Annotated in this window: 20 protein-coding genes; 7 read left to right on the forward strand and 13 right to left on the reverse strand. The window is 40.9% G+C overall.

Annotated features, from left to right (window positions below; genetic code table 11):
* Positions 1-151: 151 nt before the first annotated feature.
* The 5 genes from secG to miaB form a co-directional block, all read right to left on the reverse strand.
* A complete protein-coding gene (secG, locus tag M1D52_RS03005; protein WP_013664056.1) occupies positions 152-517 on the reverse strand; it encodes a preprotein translocase subunit SecG in 366 nt (121 codons plus the stop codon).
* Positions 518-529: 12 nt separating this feature from the next.
* Complete coding sequence (locus M1D52_RS03010; protein WP_437393758.1) at positions 530-1,531, reverse strand: hypothetical protein; 1,002 nt, start codon at positions 1,529-1,531, stop codon at positions 530-532.
* Positions 1,532-1,548: 17 nt separating this feature from the next.
* The gene (locus M1D52_RS03015) at positions 1,549-2,052 is read right to left on the reverse strand and encodes an LptE family protein (protein ID WP_013664054.1); all 504 of its coding nucleotides are present in this window, start codon (positions 2,050-2,052) and stop codon (positions 1,549-1,551) included.
* A gap of 28 nt (positions 2,053-2,080) precedes the next feature.
* Entirely contained in the window at positions 2,081-3,319 is a 1,239-nt protein-coding gene (locus M1D52_RS03020) for a sigma-54 interaction domain-containing protein (protein ID WP_013664053.1), read from the reverse strand.
* Positions 3,320-3,386: 67 nt separating this feature from the next.
* Positions 3,387-4,820: a tRNA (N6-isopentenyl adenosine(37)-C2)-methylthiotransferase MiaB gene (gene miaB / locus M1D52_RS03025; RefSeq protein WP_013664052.1), complete on the reverse strand. Its 1,434-nt coding sequence runs from the start codon at positions 4,818-4,820 to the stop codon at positions 3,387-3,389.
* Positions 4,821-5,129: 309 nt separating this feature from the next.
* On the opposite strand from miaB, the gene M1D52_RS03030 reads away from it, so the two are divergent.
* Both M1D52_RS03030 and M1D52_RS03035 read left to right on the forward strand, forming a co-directional pair.
* Positions 5,130-6,788, forward strand: a complete 1,659-nt coding sequence (locus M1D52_RS03030; RefSeq protein ID WP_437393757.1) for a hypothetical protein — start codon at positions 5,130-5,132, stop codon at positions 6,786-6,788.
* 72 nt (positions 6,789-6,860) lie between these two features.
* Entirely contained in the window at positions 6,861-8,654 is a 1,794-nt protein-coding gene (locus M1D52_RS03035) for a hypothetical protein (protein ID WP_437362178.1), read from the forward strand.
* Between the two features lie 44 nt (positions 8,655-8,698).
* Here the strand turns inward: M1D52_RS03035 and M1D52_RS03040 are convergent, their stop codons facing one another.
* Positions 8,699-9,763, reverse strand: coding sequence for a branched-chain amino acid aminotransferase (locus M1D52_RS03040; RefSeq protein WP_041387921.1), 1,065 nt, complete (start codon positions 9,761-9,763; stop codon positions 8,699-8,701).
* A gap of 321 nt (positions 9,764-10,084) precedes the next feature.
* Here M1D52_RS03040 and M1D52_RS03045 point away from each other — a divergent pair, with 321 nt between their 5' ends.
* Positions 10,085-11,212 carry a TlpA disulfide reductase family protein gene (locus M1D52_RS03045; RefSeq protein WP_013664047.1) on the forward strand — a complete coding sequence of 376 codons (1,128 nt, stop codon included), beginning with the start codon at positions 10,085-10,087 and terminating at the stop codon, positions 11,210-11,212.
* Between the two features lie 113 nt (positions 11,213-11,325).
* Here M1D52_RS03045 and M1D52_RS03050 read toward each other — a convergent pair whose 3' ends face one another.
* Together M1D52_RS03050 and M1D52_RS03055 are read right to left on the reverse strand one after the other, a co-directional pair.
* On the reverse strand, positions 11,326-12,618 hold the full coding sequence (locus M1D52_RS03050; protein ID WP_013664046.1) for an HAD-IB family phosphatase: 1,293 nt from the start codon (positions 12,616-12,618) through the stop codon (positions 11,326-11,328).
* A gap of 53 nt (positions 12,619-12,671) precedes the next feature.
* The gene (locus tag M1D52_RS03055; protein ID WP_130855126.1) at positions 12,672-13,637 is read right to left on the reverse strand and encodes an NAD-dependent epimerase/dehydratase family protein; all 966 of its coding nucleotides are present in this window, start codon (positions 13,635-13,637) and stop codon (positions 12,672-12,674) included.
* 103 nt (positions 13,638-13,740) lie between these two features.
* On the opposite strand from M1D52_RS03055, the gene M1D52_RS03060 reads away from it, so the two are divergent.
* Positions 13,741-14,922, forward strand: coding sequence for a formimidoylglutamase (locus M1D52_RS03060; RefSeq protein WP_437393755.1), 1,182 nt, complete (start codon positions 13,741-13,743; stop codon positions 14,920-14,922).
* Positions 14,923-14,928: 6 nt separating this feature from the next.
* Here the strand turns inward: M1D52_RS03060 and M1D52_RS03065 are convergent, their stop codons facing one another.
* The 5 genes from M1D52_RS03065 to M1D52_RS03085 form a co-directional block, all read right to left on the reverse strand.
* Complete coding sequence (locus tag M1D52_RS03065) at positions 14,929-15,855, reverse strand: alpha/beta hydrolase (RefSeq protein ID WP_242627136.1); 927 nt, start codon at positions 15,853-15,855, stop codon at positions 14,929-14,931.
* A gap of 134 nt (positions 15,856-15,989) precedes the next feature.
* Complete coding sequence (locus M1D52_RS03070; protein WP_013664042.1) at positions 15,990-16,391, reverse strand: hypothetical protein; 402 nt, start codon at positions 16,389-16,391, stop codon at positions 15,990-15,992.
* Positions 16,392-16,554: 163 nt separating this feature from the next.
* Positions 16,555-17,349, reverse strand: coding sequence for a TPM domain-containing protein (locus M1D52_RS03075; protein ID WP_013664041.1), 795 nt, complete (start codon positions 17,347-17,349; stop codon positions 16,555-16,557).
* Positions 17,350-17,356: 7 nt separating this feature from the next.
* Complete coding sequence (locus M1D52_RS03080) at positions 17,357-17,794, reverse strand: TPM domain-containing protein (protein WP_013664040.1); 438 nt, start codon at positions 17,792-17,794, stop codon at positions 17,357-17,359.
* Positions 17,795-17,861: 67 nt separating this feature from the next.
* Positions 17,862-18,443: a LemA family protein gene (locus M1D52_RS03085; RefSeq protein ID WP_013664039.1), complete on the reverse strand. Its 582-nt coding sequence runs from the start codon at positions 18,441-18,443 to the stop codon at positions 17,862-17,864.
* A gap of 926 nt (positions 18,444-19,369) precedes the next feature.
* Here M1D52_RS03085 and M1D52_RS03090 point away from each other — a divergent pair.
* From M1D52_RS03090 to M1D52_RS03100, 3 genes are all read left to right on the forward strand, one after another.
* On the forward strand, positions 19,370-20,917 hold the full coding sequence (locus tag M1D52_RS03090) for an NAD(P)/FAD-dependent oxidoreductase (protein WP_437393754.1): 1,548 nt from the start codon (positions 19,370-19,372) through the stop codon (positions 20,915-20,917).
* A gap of 184 nt (positions 20,918-21,101) precedes the next feature.
* Positions 21,102-21,458 (forward strand): CoA-binding protein, encoded by a 357-nt coding sequence (locus M1D52_RS03095; RefSeq protein ID WP_437393752.1) that lies wholly within the window; start codon positions 21,102-21,104, stop codon positions 21,456-21,458.
* A 28-nt stretch (positions 21,459-21,486) separates the two neighbouring features.
* Positions 21,487-22,521: a LacI family DNA-binding transcriptional regulator gene (locus M1D52_RS03100; protein WP_013664036.1), complete on the forward strand. Its 1,035-nt coding sequence runs from the start codon at positions 21,487-21,489 to the stop codon at positions 22,519-22,521.
* Positions 22,522-22,578 lie beyond the last annotated feature (57 nt).

Genomic DNA, 22,578 nt, shown 5'->3' on the forward strand with positions numbered 1-22,578 from the left:
AAAAGACGATTTTTGTTGTCATTTTTTCATTTCGAAGGCTCGTGATAATAGAAATTTATTTTCAACTTGTCAGCTTGGCTGAATATTTGGCAGAAAAAAGGGCAGTGCAGAATGTGCAATGCCCTTTTGTTTTTTATGGGTTTTAATATAATTACTTGGTAGTGTCGACAGACGCTGGTTTCTGCCCTTGCGGAGTAGCCGGGGTCGTCGCCGGTTTCTGTAAAGGAGCAGTCGGTGTAGCCGTCGGTGTAATTTGTTTTTGCAGTTCTAATCCGGGATTAGAACCAGTACCCGCGCCCGGGTTCGTAATATTCAACAATAGCGAAAACACCATAATCGCAATTACCAAAACCCATGTCCCTTTTTCCAAAATATCTCCTGTGCGTTGCACGCCCATGAGGTTGTTGGACCCGGCAAAACCTGAGGCTAAGCCGCCTCCTTTCGGATTCTGGATTAAAACAATAAATACCAAAAGCACACAGGCTAAAATGGTTAATACGATAAGTAATGTATACATTTCTTTATGTGGTTAATTAATTCTACTTTCTAACGCTTTAATACGGTCGGCAAAATAAGCACTTTTTTTGGGATATTTCAAACTTAATTTCATGTAAGTATCGATTGCCTTATGATAAAGCCCCTGCTCTTCATAGATTTGAGCCAAGGTCTCCGAAACAAAGTTAGATTGATCTTCGGCACTTTGCCTAGCCTTATTCTCGAGTGTGATCTGACTGGCTTGGGGAGGTCGAATCTGCGGTTCTTCTTTAATAAAGCGTTCGATAATCTCATCGGTTTTTTTCGGAACCTTAAAAGTAATGGTTCTGCTTTCCTTAATACTTAGCTTTTCTTCAGGCTCCTGCAGATGAAAGATGTTTTCTCGGATCTGCTGATCTAACACCAAATCACTAATATCGTTTTGTAATTTTTTTAACGAAGGCTTTCGGTTTGTGGCATAAGGTTGATAAGTGTCCGCATAAGCTAAACGAGTTTTGTGAAGCCACCATACAAACGTGTACGGCATTAAATCGTCGTCATATTTCGAAACATCTTCTTTGGAGGCTTCTGTTTCTTCAGGAGAAGGGGGAGCTACACCTGTTGGTACTCTTTGGTCTTCTTCTGTATATATAACCTCAGGCTCGTCCACAGATTCAATGGTTTCATCAATTACATCTTCTTCTACAATGGCTGCTTCGGAAATAAACGCACTTTCCACGGCATGTTCCTTAAGGCGGTCTTGCCCCAAAACCTGATCGAGTTTTGCGACAGCATCGTCCTGACTTAACGTAAGGTCATTTAAAGGAGAATTGTAAATAAAGTTATAGAGCTGTTCCGGATCGCTTGCAAATAGCGCTGCCTTCTTAAAGATAGCTTGTTGATCACCCTTGTCCTGTGAACAGCGTTTAGCTTCTAAAAACCATAAGATATGACTGTAAGGATAGGCTTGCAGAAGTAATGCCAAATCTTCTTGCTTCATCTGGGTAGAATCTGCCAGTAATCCATTAAATTTATGTCTTAATGATTGTTGCTCCACTGTCGACGATTTTACGCTTACCAATTGGCAAAAGCGCGGTTAAAAATATCTTCGGTTAACTGTCTATTGATTGCTTCAATAAGCGTTTGCTCCTGCGCCTGCACTGTACCGGTGAAATCCTGATAGCGTGTAAAGCTCTGTTCAAAGCTGTTGTCCGGCTTGATGTTATCAACGTATTTTACACTCACCGTAATCGATAAACGATTGGCCTGCGCGCGATCTTGACCCCCAACCGCTGCCGAAGTAATGGCATAGCCGGTAATGCGTCCCTCAAAAATGGCATCGCCCTCGGAGGTCACTTGGCTTAATCGCGATTGGTTGCGAATACGCTCTTTTAATGCCTCGGTGAATTGCTGACTTAAATAAGGCACTACAATGGGAGCAGAATTTTCGAAAAATTGCACATTAAAGGTTTTCATTCCTTCGGGAATGGATGCCCCGTTAAGTTTATATACTCCACACGACTGGAGAAGCACTAAAAACGGGACCAATAAAAATGATAATCTAACAGCTCTAAGCATCTTTTTACTTTCTGGCAATCGTGAACTCTTAACTTAAATTCAAATCTTTGATTTTACGATACAGCGTACGCTCTGAAATTCCAAGTTCTTGAGCCGCTAATTTTCGCTTACCTTTATATTTTTTTAAGGCCCTTTTAATTAAATCGGATTCCTTTTCTACTAACGATAACGATTCTTCTATTTCTTCTGCATGGGGAGCGATTTCAAAATTCTCTTTATTTGCAGGGGGTTGATGGATCGTTAATGGCGAGAAGGTTTCATTGCTTGATGATGTATTTGGCTGCACTTCCCGATATAATTGGTTTAAGTACGGAGAATTGTCGGAAATAGTATTGGAATTGATGCCATTTTTTAATAGCTCAACAACTAATTTTTTTAATTCCACCATATCTTTCTTCATGTCAAACAAAACCTTATACAGCAAGTCTCTCTCTGAAAAATCTTCGTTGGCTTTGTTCTCTAACCGCATAGGTAAGGTGCTTGTCCGCTCGTTGGGTAAATAGCTTTGTAATATCTGTGCAGTAATCACTCGCTCCTTTTCAAGTACGGCGATCTGCTCCGCAATATTTTTTAATTGCCTTACATTACCCGGCCAATTGTAATTGCTTAACAATTGTTGGGCATCATCGGTAAGCTGAATACTCGGACTTCTATATTTGTCCGTAAAATCCGCAACAAACTTGCGAAAAAGTAAATGAATATCTTCCCTTCTGTCTCGTAACGGCGGGATCCGTAACGGAACAGTATTTAAACGATAGTACAAGTCCTCTCTGAATTTGTTGGCCTTTACCGCATCATAAACATCTACATTGGTTGCGGCAATCACTCGCACATTGGTTTTCTGTACCTTCGACGAGCCTACCCGTAAGTACTCACCGGATTCAAGCACACGTAATAAACGCGCTTGCGTACTTAAAGGGAGCTCGGCCACTTCATCTAAAAAGATGGTCCCACCGTTGACCACCTCAAAATAACCTTTCCTTGCTTCGTGGGCACCTGTAAAGGAACCCTTTTCATGTCCAAATAGTTCGGAATCAATCGTTCCTTCGGGGATAGCACCGCAGTTTACAGCAATAAAAGCACCGTGTTTTCGGCTACTTAATTGATGGATAATATGCGAAAATACTTCTTTACCACTGCCACTTTCCCCGGTGATTAAAATAGAGATGTCGGTTGGAGCCACCTGTCTAGCGACATCAATGGCTCTATTTAATAAAGGCGAATTGCCGATAATACCAAATCTATTCTTAATATCTTGTATATCCATTTGTTCTACTAATATTTTACGCCACACAGAATTGAATTGCCAATCCTACTGGATACATATAGATGCGTTATCCAACAATCTTACCGATTAAGGTTGCTGATGTGCATGTCTCTGCCATTACATTGACATAGTCGCCAACTTTATATCGGGCATCAACGGGAAAAACAACCATAGCATTTTGATCATTACGGCCGCAATAGTCCTTGTCAGATCTTTTTGAAAAACCTTCTATCAAAACTTTGTGTATCTTTCCGACCTGTTGCTGTAACCTGAAAAGACTGTGTGCCCGTTGTTTCTCTACTACTTCTGTTAATCTTCTCTTCTTTATCTCTTCCGGAATGTCATCAGCGTAACGCTTGGCAGCCAGTGTTCCGGGACGTTCCGAATAGGCAAACATATAAGCATAATCGTATTGCACATAGTCCATCATGGAAAGTGTATCCTGATGTTCTTCTTCCGTTTCGCTGCAAAAACCGGTAATCACATCTGTCGATATCGCACAGTCAGGGATAATTCGTTTTATGGTGTCAATACGTTCCATGTACCATGCGCGATCATAAGTGCGGTTCATTAGTTCCAGTATCCGGCTATTGCCTGATTGAACGGGTAGATGTATATAGTTACAAATGTTCTCATGCCTAGCGATGCTATATAGTACTTCATCGGTAATATCTTTGGGATGCGAGGTGGAAAATCGTACGCGGAGTAAGGGGTCAACAGCTGCCACCATTTCCAGTAATTTTGCAAAAGTAATCGTCGTATGATTTGCAGCAGCATCGTCTTCTTGAGGCGACCATTTATAGGAGTCCACATTCTGTCCTAACAAAGTAACTTCCCGATAACCGGCTTTAAATAAGTCTCGCGCTTCCTTAACAATAGAATAGGGGTCACGGCTGCGTTCTCTCCCACGGGTAAAAGGTACTACACAGAAGGAACACATATTGTCGCAACCGCGCATGATCGATATAAACGCAGTAACGCCATTGGTATTTAATCGTACCGGATTGATATCAGCATAGGTTTCTTCGCGCGAGAGTAACACATTAACAGCCCGGCTACCATCATCTACTTTTTCGATTAAATTGGGTAAATCCCGATAGGCGTCCGGTCCAACAACTACATCAACTAGCTTTTCCTCCTCTAAGAATTTTGATTTTAAACGCTCGGCCATACATCCCAGTACACCTACAATCATTCCCGGCTTTTTTAGTTTAGCGGATTCAAATTCTTTTAGGCGGTTGCGCACGCGTTGTTCTGCGTTTTCTCGAATGGAACATGTATTGATAAAAACTACATCCGCTTCTTTATAATCGGGAGTAGTGCTGAAACCTTTATCCAGTAGTATAGAAGCAACGATTTCACTATCAGCAAAGTTCATTTGACAACCATAACTTTCAATATAAAGTTTGCGTCCATTTTGCTCTTTATTATCAGATAACATTACTGCTTCGCCTTGCCGCGATTCGTCGTGTTCTTTTAAACTCATTTCTGTCTCTATCATGGCCATGATTTAAGGCTACAAAACTACGAAATAATTTTGGTTTTAATGACACTTTGTCAGCTATTGTTGGAAAGGTGGTTATTCATAGCATTAACAGCGCCGCGGTATAGACGAATACTAAAATACGATCATCAGGCTACTTCTTGCTTGAATGAAGTGACATTACCAACCTTTGCGAACAATCTGTATAAATCGGTGTTAATCGAAAAGAAGATATTTAACTTAGATGTGTTTTTATTTTACTAGTAATATTAAACCTATTCGTCAAGGTAGCATTTACTTGCAATTAGGACGTGTTAATCATACTATATGCCAGAACCAATAAAAGGAAAAAGAAGGGGTACGAAAGGGTGGTTATGGGTAGGATTCGCCCTCCTTGTTTTTTTAATAAGCGCTTTAATTGCAGAGCAAATTATTGAAGATAAGCTGCCTAAACGTTTACAATCAGCCATAAGCAAAGAAAGTGAAGGGCTATATCAAATCCATTTCGGATATACTAAGGTAAACTTATGGAGAGGCCAGTTTATAGCCAAGAATATTCACTTAATACCGGATACGGCCAGGAATGGGAGATTGAAAAAAGGAGGACAGACAACTTTGTTTGAGCTAAAAGCAAAGTACATAAGTATTGCCGGATTTAAGCTATTGAAGCTCCTTTGGCATAAAGAGATCAATACCTCCGATGTAATTGTAAGTCAGCCAATCATTATACAATACAAGATCTCATCTAAAACGGAAAAAAATGGAAAAAATATAAGACAGCAATTGCGGGCTATAAAAAATAAAATCGTTATAAAGAAAATTACCCTGTCAGGAATTCAATACCGCACCATCGATATGCAGTCGAAGAAGGAAACTTGGCTAAAAAATATTAATTTTCATGCAAGTAATATTAAATTAGGCCAGTGGGCTAAACAGCAGGATTTGACAAGGCTTGGACTTGTGGAGAGCTTTCGTTTTTATGGCAAGAAAGTAATCTACTTATCGAACGATGAGCTATATAAATTGCAACTAGCCCGTTTAGATATTTCTACTGAAAAAAATACGCTTGGTATTGATTCGTTTTCAGTTGTTCCTAAATACACGGAGAAGCAATGGTCAAAGACGCTAAAATATAAAAGAGATCGTTATGACATGTTTTTTCCGAAGATTGAGGCTAGTGGGCTAGATCTGAAACGGTGGCTGGACGAAGGATGTTTAAAAATGGATAGCCTTGTTGTTAATCAAGCAATTATCCGTGTGTATGCCGACAAAGGGATGCGGGAAAAAAAGACGATAGCGTCAAATAATTTTCCATCCCTTGCTTTTCAACGTTTAAAAGTACCGATTACAATTAACAATATCCATATCAGAAACACGGATGTGTATTACAAGGAACTAAACCCAAAATCCGGTAGAGCAGGATTGGTGTTCTTTAACAACTTAAATGTTCATTTGCAACATGTTAGCAACGATAGTCTGCAGCTTAAACAAAATCCCTGGATTAAAGGATCTTTCTCAACATTCTTTTTAGGAAAACCAAAACTCACATTGAATGTAGATTTTAATATGCTTGATACGCTTGGCGCATTTCACTATAGAGGGGTTTTGGGAGGAGCACCGGCAAGCTTTTATAACCAATTGCTCGAGCCTATTACTTTAGCGAGAGCTGAAAAGGGTTATGTGAATTCCGTTCGATTCAATATAACGGCAAATCGTTATGGCGCTAATGTCGAAACCGAAATGTTATATAATGATTTGAAAGTGGCCGTATTGGATGCAAGTAGTGGTAAACTGGAGAAAAAAGGCTTTCTCTCCTTGTTTATAAACTGGTTAGCAATAGAAGCGAACAATCCTTCAAAGGATGGGAAGCCGCCTCGTATTGCGCGGCACTATTATAAACACCCGCAGGAAAAGACTTTTTTTAATTTAATGTGGAAAGCGCTCTATTCCGGATTAAAAGTTAATTTAGGCTTGCCGGAGATATGATAAGTGAGCGCAAACTTTTTGCCTATATTTAGGTTATGGATTGCATATTATACATTCGAAAGAAATAAATCTATGAAACCCGTTTGGAAGTGGGTGATCGGCATTTTGTTAACGCTGATACTCGTTGTTATCGCTGGTCTATGGTATCTGGGAAATCACTGGCGACCTATTTTAAATGAAAAGATACACGAGATCGTTTTGAGCTCGAGCGACAGCTTATACCAGGTCTCTTATGATGATCTTGACTTCAACATGGTAACAGGAAATGCTTATCTGTATAATTTTAAGCTCACGCCCGATACTAATGTATACAATGAATTGAAAGCGCAGCGAAAAGCCCCGGATAATATATACGATATTTCCGTAGCCCGGTTAGCTATTCATGATTTTCACCCCAAACGAATTTACACAGAAAGGAAGCTCAATATTGATGAAATCATGATTGAAAACCCGGATATTAAGGTGGTCAATCAAACGCAGGCGTACAATGATAAGGTTCAGCCGAAGGATCAACGTACCCTATATCAAAAGATTTCAAAAATACTAAATGAGTTAACCGTTGAACATATCGCATTCGAAAACGTAAATATTGCCTATACCAATCGAAACGAAAAGAAGGAGAAGACGACGCGTTTGAAAAATGTAAATATCAACATCACCGATCTGCGCGTAGATTCCACCTCTCAGGAAGATAGCTTGCGCTTTTATAATGCTCGCTCGGTAGATTTTAAAATGAATGACTACCGCATTGCCACCGGTGATAGTTTATATTATATCGACCTAAAGGGAATTCAATTTACCTCCACTAATCGAACGATGGTATTAAGTGGTTTGCAAATGATGCCCCGTTATAGTAAAGTGGATTTCCATAAAAAAACGAAAATAGCGAAAGAGCGTTTTGAATTGCGATTTGATACCATCAGTATCAAGCACATTGACCTGTTTAAATTTTTAAAACAACAGAGATTATATGCAGGCGAAGTTGTACTTGGAAAATCAAAAGTTGAAATCTACCAAAATACAGCCTATCCGAAGAAGAAAGCAAAAGAAAAAATCGGAAAATTCCCGCACCAGGAGTTAAGAAAACTGGCTTTTCCGATTAAAATAGACACACTCACGCTAAAAGAAGCGCTGGTTACTTATCAAGAATATAATCTGAAAAGCGGGCAAATTGGAACAGTAAGTTTTCACAATACGCATGGCACTTTTTATAATATAACGAACGATTCGCTGGCGCTGATCCATAATCCCTATATGACCGCTGATATTCACTCGAAATTCATGAACAACGGTAAACTCCATATTAATTTCGGGTTTAATATGCTTGATAAGCTCGGGGCTTTTACTTATAAAGGTTCATTAACTGCAATGAATGCCAAAGCATTAAATCCGTTAACAAAACCGCTGGCAATGGTAGAGGTATCGTCGGGATATTTTGATCGACTCCATTTTAATGTAAAAGCGAATGAGTACAAAGCAGTGGGACGAGTCGACTTCTTTTATAGAAACTTGGCGGTACAGATAATAACCAAAGAGAGCGATGGGTCAAAATCTAAAAATGGAATGGTGTCAATCCTAACAAATAAATTTCTGATCAATGATAGTAATCCCGACGCGAACGAGAAATTCCATCCCGGGCCTATTAATTATAGGCGACCTTTAACCGCTTCCTTCTTTAATTTCCTATGGAAGAGCCTCTTTGAAGGGGTCAAGGCTAGCGTCGGAATTGATAAGAAGCGGGAGGCTAAATTAACAGCTACGGCAGAAGAGGCTGATAAGGCAGTTGGAAAGCTCAAAAAGTTCTTTAAAGGAATATTCCATAAAAAGGAAAAAAAAGAACAACAAGACAGTCTTAAACGTCAATGATTAGTCATCGGCTATCAGCTGATTCCGATAGCCGATGGTTAGCTTTATCCTACAATGAAGTTCCAACCGAAAGGATCTTCAACTTTACCGTAACGTAACTGGTTAAGATAGTCCAATACCTTGTTCGAAAACTCACGGGTGGCGGGGTCGCTGAGCTTATAAATCTTACCTTCATATCCTATCTCCGAGATTGGTGTCAAAGTAGCAGCAGTACCGGCAGCAAAAGCTTCACTTACCTTGCCTGTCTCTATGCCTTCGATTAATTCTTGGACACTTACATCCCGTGTTTCGGTTTTGATTCCCCAGCTCTTAGCTAGATCCATAATGCTGTGACGGGTAACGCCTTGTAAAACAGTTTCAGACCCTGGGGTTATAAGCGTATCTCCCAACATAAATACTAAATTGGCAGTGCCTGCTTCCTCAATGTATTTATGCTCCTTGGCATCTGTCCAAATTAGTTGATCGAAGCCCTCGTCCTGTGCTAACCGAGTAGGATAGAGCGAAAGGGCGTAGTTGCCGGCATTTTTGGAGAAGCCAACACCTCCCGCTGCAGCTCGGGTAAAATAGGTTTCTACTTTTACACGTAATGGCTTATTGTAGTAGGCGCCAACCGGCCCCGTAATAATCACAAATTTATAGGACTTTGAGGGATGAACACCTAAAGCCGGTTCTGTACCGAACATAAACGGGCGAATATAAAGGGACGCACCGGTAGTTGGTGGCACAAAACTGCGATCAATATCAATCAATTTCTTTAGCCCGTCCATAAAGATCTCTCGAGGGACTTCAGGCATTTCCAACCGGACGGCAGACTTATTAAAGCGGTCAAAATTTCTGTCCGGCCGAAAAATGCTAACACGACCGTCTTCAAATTTATACGCCTTAATGCCTTCAAAAATAGCCTGCCCGTAGTGAAGGGCTGAAGTGGCAGGGCTCAGACTAAGGTTAGCATAAGGGACAATCTTGACCTCTTTCCATTCACCATCATCGTAATCCGCCACTAACATATGGTCAGATAAAATTTGTCCAAACTTTAGGTTGTTAAAATCAACCTTTGCTAATTGTGAGTCTTTCGTTAACTCAACTTTAATTTCATAAGAATGTGCCACGGTAAAAATATATAAGTTGTATGCCGTGCAATTTAGGAAAAAAAAGGAAAAGAAGGCAAATACTTGTAGCATGTTGTGGGGCGATCGCATTAAAAAAGACCGTTTATTCTTTCAGAAGGGTTTTGCAAAGGCATCTCTGTAACATGTTAGCTAAAATTTAGCGATTAAAACATTCCCTCTTCCGTTCCCTAATTTTAATGTTACTTTTGTAAAGAAGGGGATGCCTTTTGTTTTAGGTTACAAGCAATTGAAATACTTTGTTAAACACAGTTTACTTACTGTTTATTTTGGTGGTAAGTTATACGGTATAAAAAGAAATGTATGAAACAACTAATAATTGGTGTATTAACAGCCCTGCCTTTTTGGGCCAATGCACAGCAAGATTATGTGATTAAAGGAAATATAGGAAATGTAAATGCTCCGGCGAAGGCTTATATTTCTTATCGCCTAAACGGAGCTAATCAGCTTGACTCCACAAGTGTCATAAATGGCGCATTTTCGTTTAAAGGTGCAGTAGAAGAGCCGCTTAACGCTGTTTTAGTATTAGCCCATAAGGGGGAACCTGTAATGCAACTGGAAGCACCCGATATGATTCCTGTCTTTTTGGAAAAAGGAACGATTACGGTGCAATCGGCTGATTCATTAAGTAAAGCTACATTAGGCGGAACTCCATTAAATGTAGATCAATCGACCTTAAACAAGGCAATGGATGTGCTTAAGGCTGATCAGGCAAACATCATGAATGTATATTATGGAGCATCGGATGAAGAAAGAAACTCCGAAGAGTTTCAGAAGAAGTTTCAAGCACTTTATGAAGGTTTACAACAGAAGCAAATACAAATTGTAAGTGATTTCATTAAGAGCAAACCAAATTCATTAGTTAGTATGTATACCTTGCGATCTACGCTGGATCCCGGGAGAGATTATGAACAGGCACAACAACTATATAGTAGCCTGTCAAAAGACATACAAACAAGCAAGATAGGCGCAGAATACGGACAATCATTGAATGCAGCAAAAGGTACCAGTATCGGTGCGCAAGCCCCTGAATTTACCATGAATGATACAACAGGCAAACCGGTGGCCCTTTCCTCTTTCAAAGGTAAATATGTTTTGATTGATTTTTGGGCGAGCTGGTGCGGCCCGTGCAGGCAGGAAAATCCAAATGTAGTAGCGGCCTTTAATAAATATAAAGATAGAAATTTTACTATTTTGGGCGTTTCTCTGGACAGACCAAATGGAAAGGATGCTTGGTTAAAAGCTATTTCCGATGACGGATTGGCATGGACACAGGTTTCCGACCTGCAGTTTTGGAATAATGCAGCGGCTCAACTCTATGGCGTACGAGGCATACCTGCCAATTTTTTGATTGACCCACAGGGAAAAATTGTCGGAAAAAATCTACGAGGAGAAGAACTGCATGCCAAATTAGCTGAAATACTTCAATAGGAAAGAGTTTCGCTTTGAGAAAGCCATAGGAATGTTATGTTAAAGGAACGCTTTTGTTTTTCTTTTTTCCGCAAAAAAGAAAAACAAAAGCGTTCCTTTTCAAAGACAAGGCGCTAATATAAAATCCGAAGCTTAATAGTTGTAGTAATCTGCCTAAGCTCTTTTAAAAGCGTATCATCATAGCCTTTACTAATATCCGTTATTACATAACCGATATTTCCTTTTGTCATTAAGAATTGTGCAACGATATTAATATGGTGCTGAGCAAACACATTGTTTATTTGCGCCATAATTCCCGGGACGTTTTTGTGAATATGGATAAGACGATGTGCTTGATGAATGCGTGGCAATTGCATGTTTGGAAAATTACGGCTCATGGCTGTATCTCCCTTATTAATGAAGTCGGCCATTCTTTTAGGAATAAACTCGCCACTTCTTTTTTTATCCTTCTTGTCGTCAAAAAGAACAATTCCCATTTCATTACATAGCTCCCGATTAATGTGACCTTTACTGTTTCCGAGATAGCCAATGGTTTTCAGTTTCTCTGCCTGCGAAAGTTGCTCATCGGTGATATCTATACCGTTCGCCAAAAGAAGCATTCCGACATCTTTTACATATTTCTCTTCTAATGTTTCTTTATGGCGGATAGAAAAACCATCTCTCCTAAGCAGGTGGATAGCAATTTCCGGAACGTCGCCAACAATAAGACAAAGAATGCGATTTTTTGGATATGAAATAGCTCTGGGTAAATGATTGACGTATAAAAATTCGTCCAAGCTAGGTGTGATATGGTCTGCTTTTTCTGATACCGATTTGCGTTCAATGTTTTCTGTGAAGGCATAGAACTTTTCAATCAGACCCGATTCTTTTAATTGGAAGTCCGAATAACCATCACCAATACCATAAATAGTGCCGTCAAGATTCATTGTCTTGAGCAATTTTACCTTACCTCCCTCATCTGATAAGGGATTGCTCTCGTCGTAACCGACGATATTTCCATCCTCATCAAAAATGAATGTATTGGCATAAATATTTTCTGTTTTTATACCGTACGGAGTTACTACGGGGGTTATAAATTCTTTAAATCCGCCGGAAACAATCAATACATCTTCACTATGCTCACGAAGAAACACACGATTTCGAGAGAAAGATGAAGACACTTTCTTTTTGAGGGTACTGATCAATTTCTCCAGATGCGATTTGTTAGCCTGGAGAAGCTTCACTCGGCCCGCAAGGCTCTCTCGGAAAGAAATGTTGCCCTCCATTGCCGCGTTGGTTAAGCGTTCAATTTCCGTGTAGATCAATTCTCTGGCCGGATGATGTTCAAGGGAAATCCGGGCCAATTCATCAAGTGCTTCAACTTGTGTAAATGTACTGTCGAAATCAATGATGTAATAATGTTTCATGTCCGTAATGGGATTAAGCTTTAAAGATAGGCGAGAGAAGAACTTCCGCCTATCTAAATATGTTCACAAATTTCTTTTAACGTTTCGCTAATAGGCTTAAATGAAAAGCCTATCTTCTCTTTAAATTTTGCATTGGAGTAGGCTTGCTTTTCACGGGCCGCATGCGCAGTGTCGTGCGTTAATCCCGGTTGTCGGCCGGTAAACCATGACAAGACCTTCGCAGCCCTCCATGCTAATCCCAACATGCCCCTGGTTGCTAATTTATTGGGCGCAGGTTTACCAAGGTAATTCGCGCAAATGCGGAAGAGCTCTTGGTACGTCATATTTTCATTGTTAATAATAAAACGCTCTGCTTGGATATCCTTACTGTTCATTAAAATGATCGCGGCTCTGGCAACGTCTTCCACATCCACCAGACCTACACTGCCTTCCGGGTAATACCGCAGGCCATCTTTCAAAAGCTTAAAAATTGCACCGGTGTTTTCCTGGCCGCTTTGACAACCAATAATCAGCGAAGGGTTCATGATGACGGCATCCAAACCCTCTACCGTGCCTCGCCAAACTTCCATTTCTGCTTCATATTTTGAAATGGCATAACCATTCTGTGAACCGTCAAATTCCCAAATGTCATTTTCGTCGGAGAGCAGCTGTGGTGGCTTCGGCTTACCAATAGCAGCTACCGAGCTAACGTGTAATAGACGGGCACCGTATTGTATACACAGGTTGACAATGTGGGCCGTGCTGCTGCTATTGACTGCAACGATTTTCTTTTTGTCTTTTGGATCGAAAGAAATCATTGCTGCACAATGATAGACCTCCTTAACTCCGTCAAAGGCGTCTTCCAGTTCAAAATAATTGCTAATATCGGCTTCCAGCCACTGCAGGTTTGGATGTGTAAGAAGATCATTAGGAATGACTGAAGTTTGACGTTTGATCGCCCGAATCGTATTTCCTTCGGCGAGTAATCGTCTAAGAAGCGTTGAACCTAAAAATCCTGTTCCACCAGTAACTAATATCACCGTCTTATTTCCTATAGATTGATCATTAATACTTTCAAAAGTAAGTTAATAAATGGATATTTGCACAATCTTAAAGTAAATTGCATTAGCTAATCCTTTTTTCATGTCATTGATCGATTTTTTTTCTCCTATTGATGTTCAGCAATTAACCCCTCCGCATGGCTTCTTGACCAGTCAGCTTGGAGCGCATATAAAGGCTTTTGAAACGAAATTCCCGGATCAAGAAGAGGAGGCTTTTGATTTAGCCATCATTGGTGTAGCGGAAGATCGCCGAGCAATCGCTAATCAAGGGTGTGCACTTGCTCCTGATCATGTGCGTGAAAAATTGTATAGCTTGCACCGCGGTGATTACCTCTTGCGAATTGCTGATTTTGGAAACATACAAGCAGGTGAGCGGATAAGCGATACGTATGCTGCCCTGAAAATAGTGGTAGAAGAGTTAATAAAAAAGAATATTATTCCGATTATTATCGGAGGAGGGCAGGATCTGACCTACGCACAATTCCAAGGTTATGAAAAACTCGAGCAAAAAGTGGACCTGGTGGTGATTGATTCACATTTCGACTTAGACGAATCTATTGAAAATGAAAGTGAAACAACGTCACAAACCTACCTAACCAAGATATTACTACACCAGCCGAACTATCTTTTTAATTATAGTAACATAGGGTATCAAACTTACTTCGTAAGTCAAGATAGTCTGAAAGTGATGGATAAGCTCTATTTTGATTCCTATCGTCTTGGCTTGTTTACCGGAAAAACGGATCAGGCAGAACCTGTTATCAGAAATGCCGACTTATTAAGCTTCGATATCAGTGCTATTCGTTCTTCTGATGCTGCAGCCAATGCAAATGCAACACCAAACGGTTTCTATGGTGAAGAAGCCTGTCAGCTATGTCGCTACGCTGGGATGAGTGATAAGCTAAGTTCTATCGGCTTTTACGAGTTTAATCCTGCATACGATCAAAATGGACAAACTGCCATGTTATTAGCCCAAATGATCTGGTATTTTATTGACGGCTTCTATAACAGAAAGAAAGATTTTCCACTACAACCAAAATCATCTTATGTTACTTATCGTGCTTCATTAAACGATGATAGCTATGAATTGGTTTTCATAAAAAGTAAAAAAACAGATCGTTGGTGGATGCAGGTGCCTTACCCTAATACAAAGTCAGTAAACGAGCGTTTTCATTTAGTGCCTTGCCGATATGAAGATTATCTATTAGCCATAGAAGGCGAAATGCCCGACCTTTGGTGGCGGACATTTCAGAAACTATCTTGATTACCACTAAAAGCCTATTTCATGTAACCATACCAAGGCATGGTCAAACCATTTGTCGGTGGTTGTTTTATTGTGTAAACCAAAGCCATGTCCTCCATGAGGATAAGTGATTAGCTTGGAAGGGACCTGCTGTTTTTGTAATGCTTCGTAAAAGCGTTTGCTATTGGCAATCGGAACAGCGGTATCATCTTCTGCATGGACCAAAAGGGTAGGTGGCGTATCTGAAGTAACTTGTGTTTCATTGGAAAAATAGTTTACCATCTCCTTGTTCGGCATTTTTCCTAGCAAATTATTACGCGAGCCGCCGTGTGTAATGCCGGAGTCCATACTAATAACGGGGTAGATCAGTAACATAAAATCGGGGCGAAGACTGGTTTTCTTTGGATTATCAATTTTAACATCTTGATAATGTACACCTGCCGAAGAGGCCAAATGCCCCCCCGCAGAAAAACCGATAATACCGATTTTTTGTGGATTGATACCATACGTTTCAGCCTGCTCCCTAACAAGTTTGAATGCTTGTTGGACATCCTGTAGGGGGCCAATGCTCTTATCCTGCATCAAAGCTTCGTTGGGCAACCTATATTTTAGAACAAAAGCAGCAATACCGTTCTCTGCAAATTTTTTGCCTATTTGATCCCCTTCATGTCCCATGGCCAAAATGCCATAACCGCCGCCTGGACAAATAATAATGGCAGACCCCTTACTTTTGCGCTTATTTGGTGCATAATACTTTATCGCCGGGATACTGACTGACGATATTCGCTCGATACCATCCTTTCCTATCTCACTTACTTCTGTTACCGCCGTTTTATCCGGTCGTTCATTGGGAATCTTGCCGTTTGGGTAAATGGGTTGGAAATCACCCGTCTGTGCGCTTACTAAATGACATGTCATGCACGAAAGGATCAACATTTTGATTTTTAAGTTCATAAAAGTTTATAAAGCTAGTTTAAGAATCATGTATTCTGTTTTGTTGAAGTGTAGAAATGATACGATCATTTTAGATGCTCAATATAGCTAAATATCACGATTGATACCGAACAACCTAGTTTGACCCAAAATAATTACTCCATACCGAGTGCCCTAACTAAAATATTTCTTCTTGCAATGTGATCAAAAGAAAGTGTTTGAAATTCTTCTTCGATGAAATCATAAAGCGCAATAACTTTAGCCCATAGGTTCTTTCTCGTTTCTTCATCGTCATTAAGGCCTGCAAGCTCATCTAAGAAGGCCGCTAGCATATTCAATTCTTCTGCCTTATAAGCTTGTTCTCGGATTTGATCCATAAACACATCAGTGGATATAGCAACCAATGCTTTTTGGGAAGTACCATAATAGTGTTCTAAAGTATAAATTACCTCTTCCAGTGCTTTTGGTTCATGGTCTTCTATGATCAGCCTTTTCACCTTTGCCAGTGTATGGCTTAGTTGCTGCATTTGTGCGGTTAAAGAATCTCGTTTTAACATTTTTAAGCTATCAGTTTTCTGTTACTAGCAGTATTTCTTTGAGTTGGGCGTTATCAGTTATGGTTATGCTCGTTGTTTGTTATTCCGATAACGCTTCTAAAGACAATGCGACTACTACTACTACTACTACTACTACTACTCAACCACTTAACTACTCAACTACCTACCAACTTCCACTGGAGCCTCCGCCACCAAAGCTTCCTCCTCCAAAGCCGCCGAAGCCTCCACCTCCACCACCAAAGCCTCCGCCACCGCCGCCACCGAATCCTCCACCCCGGTTTCCTCCGCGTCCCATGCCGCTTAACATGGTAAGCCAGAATAGATCAGATGCACCACGGCCACCGATGACTTGCCCACCGCCCCCTTTGCCCCCACCTCTGCCGGCAAGTAAACTAATGATAACAGCAATTATAATCACAGTTAGGATGAGTCCACCGCTTCCACCTCCTCCTCTGTTCTTACGTGGTTCAGCTTTAAACTCTCCTTTCGTGTAAGAGATGAGCGCATCTGTAGCCCGATTAATTCCTGTAAAATAGTCGCCCTGCCTAAATGCAGGTGTAATAATATTTCGAATAATTTGAAAAGCGATGGCATCGGGTACGGCACCCTCTACACCATAACCGGTTTGGATAGTTACTTTTCTGTCTTCCTTGGCAACAAGCAACAAAATCCCATTATCTTTACCTTTTGTTCCAATACCCCATTGCTGGGCTAGTCGTACTCCATAGTCGGCTATGTCGTAATCACCTACCGAACGCATAATCACAACGGCTATTTGCGTTGAAGAGGTGTCAGCAAAAGCAACTAGCTTACTTTCAAGCTGCTGCCGCTGAGCATCCGTTAGCGTACCGGTAAAGTCGGTCACCAATGTTCTGGACGGGGGAGGGAAATCCTGAGCTTTTACTAAAGTTGATAAAAAGAATATAAAAGAAAAGAACAAGGTCTGGTAAGCTCTCATGTTTGCTTTATTTTGGACGATTCATAAACACAATATCATTAGGCAGTTCGTTTACATCGTCATGTTCACGTGGAAATAGAACTTTAAGTTTGCTTCCGGCAGATTCAATGCCCGCTATTATACCTTCTACTAAATTGCCAGTCTTGAAATAGGCCAGCATTTTATCCTTTGTAGTGTCCCAAAAGTCAGGTTCAACTTTATTGTTGATACCGGCATCGCCTATAATGGCAAATTTATGATCGTCAACAGAAAGGTAAATGAGTACACCATTGCGCAGGTTGGTTTTGTGCATACCAAGTTGGTTAAAACACGCTGCTGCACGAGAAAGTACTTCCTGATCGCATCTTTTCTCCACACAAATGCGGATTTCTCCGGAGGTATTTGCCTCCGCTAAACCAATCGCATGTGCAATGTGTTCTTGTTCTTCACTATTGAAAATATTCATCTCTTTCCGAAGGTTAAAGTGTGAAAGGCTTGCCCTCAGGCGAGCCTTCCGTGTGGTACATTATCGTTTAAAATTTCACTTCAGGCGCTTTGTCCGCACCGGCCTGAGAGGTGAAATAGCCCTTTGCTTTGAAGCCAAAGATACCAGCCATCAAATTATTCGGGAAAGAGCGGATTGTCGAGTTGTATTGTTGTGTCGCTTCATTAAAGCCACGACGCGCAACGGCAATCCTGTTTTCTGTTCCTTCTAGTTGAGCCTGTAAACCCTGAAAACTTTCAGTGGCTTTTAGCTCAGGATAGTTTTCCGCTACAGCCATTAAACGACTTAATGATCCTGTAAGAGCGCCCTGGGCGTCTTCGAATTTTTTTATGGCTTCCGGTGTTAGGTTCGATGGATCGATATTAATGGATGTCGCTTTCGCACGCGCTTCCACTACACTTGTTAATGTTTGCTGTTCGAAATTGGCAGCACCTTTTACGGTATTCACCAAATTCGGAATCAGGTCGGCGCGACGTTGATAGGCATTCTCCACCTCAGCCCATTTGGATTGAACATTCTCATCCAATTTAACCATACTATTGTAGCCACATGAGCTCAGCGATAAGGTGGCAATCAAGCCAACTAAACCAAAAATAAATCTTTTAATCATTGTCTTTTCTTTTAATGTTGATCATTTTTACCTGCTTAACAAACTTATGTAAAATGCTTGTTATTCACGAATACAAATACAAATTAGCCGTCTACAAGTAACCTCCGTTGATATTATCTCCGGAACTTATTCTGCTATAGCAAATGTTCTGCCATTTATTATAAACAACCGACTTTGTCAGTCCGGCTTTTACAGGACAACATATATTGCATATTTGATGGTTTTAAAAGAACGTTTATTTTAACTTCTTTCTTTCTTTTCATTAAGTTTTCGTTTTTTTAAGGCATTCAAGCTTTACTTAACGGGAAGGTTTCTTGACCTTTTTTTATTTAACTTTTGGTTTGATCCAAAAGTTACAAAAGATCAAGGCGTGTGTAGGCTACCTTGCACCTGATGGCAAAGCATCAACGGCGCATATTGGAGCCGTTTCACTTCCTCAATCCGCTTGGATACTGCACAATGAACAGAGGTGCAAATGCTTTGCTGCCCGTTGCGTCGGTATCCTCCAAGGCCGCTTCTCCCGCGCACAAGGCTATAGTACTGGGCTAAAGCTAATAAGTCGGGTTAAAAGTAGAAGCCTTCCGTTCTGCTAAAATATCGCCTAGGAAGTTTGCGGCTTGCAAGTTGATGCACTACCGTTGTAGCAAACTTCCAAGCGATGAGTTTATTCGCGTTCTGTCTATTTTTGGTGCTCATGAGCTCCCTACGGTCGGTTTTTGTTCTTTTTTGCGGAAACCACGAAGTAGCATGAGTGCTTTTTAAAACAAACAATAACGAATAAAAAGAAAAACAAAAACGTTCTTTTAATTTAAACAACAACCTCTTTACATTAAAAGTCAAATCTCGGAGGATTTATCTTGAGATAAATGACTGACAACAAAATTTTTTACCTTTGTATATCCTGGATAACAACCGGGCAATATAGTATGCAAAAAGAAATCGAATTAGCGGTGAATCCCGAAAATATTTCGGACGATCACTTCATCCTCCGACAGGCGGCCGCACAACTTAAGGTAACACCGAAACGTATCCAATCGCTTCAAATCAGAAAAAGATCAATTGATGCCCGCGGACGAAAAGTGGTGTACCGATTACGCCTCGTTATCTATATAGATGAAGCAGCACCCTTAGCCGTTCCGAAAATTAATTATCAAGACGTTTCAAAAAGCCAACCCGTTATTATTATAGGTGCTGGACCGGCAGGGTTATTTGCAGCCCTGCAATGTTTGGAGCTAGGTTTCAAACCAGTTGTCTTGGAACGGGGCAAAGCCGTGAAAGACAGGCGTCGTGATTTAGCGGCGATTAACAAAGCAGGTTTAGTTAACATGGAATCGAACTACTGTTTTGGTGAAGGGGGGGCGGGTACTTATTCCGATGGAAAGTTGTATACACGTTCTAATAAAAGGGGTGATGTGCAAAAGGTTCTGCAAATCCTCGTCGATCACGGTGCTACGCCGGACATCCTTGTGGACGCTCGACCGCATATCGGAACGAACAAACTACCACATATTATAGAAGCTATTCGCGAAAAGATCATTTTATTTGGAGGAGAAATACGTTTCGACTCCAAGGTAGTCGATATGGTCGTTAAGAATAAGAAATTACAAGGCGTTGTTTTACACAATGGGGAAGAGGTAGTTGGTAATCATGTCATTTTAGCTACAGGGCATTCGGCGAGAGATATTTTCTATCTTTTTGAACGGAAGAAATGGTTGGTTGAGGCAAAACCATTTGCTCTGGGCGTGCGCATTGAACATCCCCAGGAAATTGTCGATCAAGCCCAATATCATTGTTCGATACGGAGTGAGCACCTGCCACCGGCCTACTACAGCCTGGTTGAGCAAATTGACAATCGAGGCGTGTTTTCCTTCTGCATGTGTCCTGGCGGCATCATTGCACCTTGTGCTACCGGTGAGCGCGAGATTGTAGTGAACGGATGGTCGCCATCTAAACGAAATAATCCCTACGCGAATTCAGGAACAGTTGTTCAGGTGAACTTGGAAGACGTTGCAGGGGCGCACACAAATCCTTTTGCTTTACTCGCATTTCAGCAACAAGTCGAGCGAAAAGCATATGACCTGGGTGGTGGACAACTGGTGGCGCCCGCACAACGAATGATAGACTTTGTAGAAGGAAAATTGTCAGCCGATTTACCTATAAATTCTTATAAGCCTGGATTGAAATCCGTTCAATTAGAAGAGTTGCTTCCGAACTTTATATATAAGGCACTAAAAGGCGCCTTGCCACTTTTTGGAAAAAAAATGCAAGGCTATTATACAAATGAGGCCGTGTTGGTTGGTGTCGAATCCAGAACTTCTTCTCCGATACGCATTCCTAGAGATAAAGATACTTTACAACACCCCGAGATCGAAGGTTTATACCCCTGTGGCGAAGGAGCAGGTTATGCGGGCGGAATTGTTTCGGCGGCTATCGATGGCATGAATTGTGTTAGTAGAATAGGAGATAGGGAATAAGGTGTGAAGTGAAAGGTGTGGGGTGTAGCGTTAAAGGAGTGAGGCCCATGGCGTGCGGCCTAATGCTTGCTTATAGCAAGGTGGTAAAGCCTAAAGCAATACCAATAACGAACAACCAATAACGAACAACCAATAACCAATAACTAATAACCAACGACGAATAACAAATAAATAGACAAAGAATATGAAAACCCTTATATTAGGAGCTACCACTAACCCGGCGCGATATGCTTATTTAGCCGCGAATCGCTTGGTGGCAGCTGGCCATGAAATTGTTAATGTGGGAATCAAAAAGGACGCAGTAGCAGGAGTAGATATTGTCCCGCCCGGAGAGCCTTTACACGATATTCATACCGTCACCCTTTATATTGGGCCGAAACTGCAAGGACAATATTATGATTATCTTATGAAAACTAAGCCTAAACGTATTATATTTAACCCAGGTACAGAAAACGATGAGCTTGCTGCATTGGCGAAAACCAATGGAATTGAACCTGTTTATGCCTGCACGCTCGTTTTATTAAGTACTGGCCAATATTAAATAAATGTAGACTCCATGTTTGGGTTTTATGAGAGAACATAAACCGGATAAGTCCGAAATTAGCATTGTTGATATAGCAGAGGCCTTGAACGTTTCGGCTGCAACCGTTTCGAGAGCATTAAATGATAATCCTCGAATAAGTGAAGCAACCCGGAAACGGGTGAAGGACAAGGCAGAGGAATTAGGCTACCGACACAATAGCATGGCCTCGTCGTTAAGAAATAAGCGCTCTAATATCATTGGAATGATTGTGCCCAGAATCTCCATGTACTTCCATGCGATTTTTATTACCGCTTTACAGAATAGGTTGCAGGAAGAGGGATATAGCTTAATGGTTTGCCAGTCGAATGATTCCGAATCGATCGAACAGAAGCTGGCCGCAACCTTATACTCTTCACGAGTAGACGCCTTGGTCGTTTCGTTAGCGTTGTACACAGAGGATTATAAGCACTTCGATGGTTTCACTAAACAGGGCATCCCCTTAATTTTTTACGATCGGGTTCCAACAAAAAACTATGCAGCTCATATTATCAAAGGCGACGATTATCGTGGTGGTTTGTTGGCCGGCAATCATCTGATAGAAACCGGCTGTTCAAAAATTGCTTATATCTCGGGGCCATTGTCATGTAGTATCTATAAGGAACGAACGGAAGGTTTTCAACATGCTTTAGACAAAGCGAAAATAAAACTTGAAAGGAAATGGTGTTTCTATCAAGAACTTACGGCGGAAAATGCGTGGAATAGCCTAAGGCAGATATTTGTCGGTAAGGAGCGACCTGACGGCATTTTTGCATCAAACGACACAACCGCTTTAGCGGCTGTCGAGTTTGCTCGGGAACAAGGGATAAAAATTCCTGATGAACTGAAGATTGTCGGTTATTCAAACGATCCGAGAGCGTCTATTATTTCGCCACCGATAACAACAATCGACCAGCATCCTGTTGAAATGGCAAATCGGGTTGCCCAAAAATTGCTGAACTTGTTAAAGGATAAATCCCTAAGGGCTATAAATGATACGCGAGAAATCGTTCCCGTAACATTGGTGAGGCGAATGACAACGTGAAATTTATGCAAACGATTGTGTAATGTAATCGATTGCAATTACTACTTATTTCTACTA

It is taken from the genome of Olivibacter sp. SA151, from assembly GCF_054130995.1.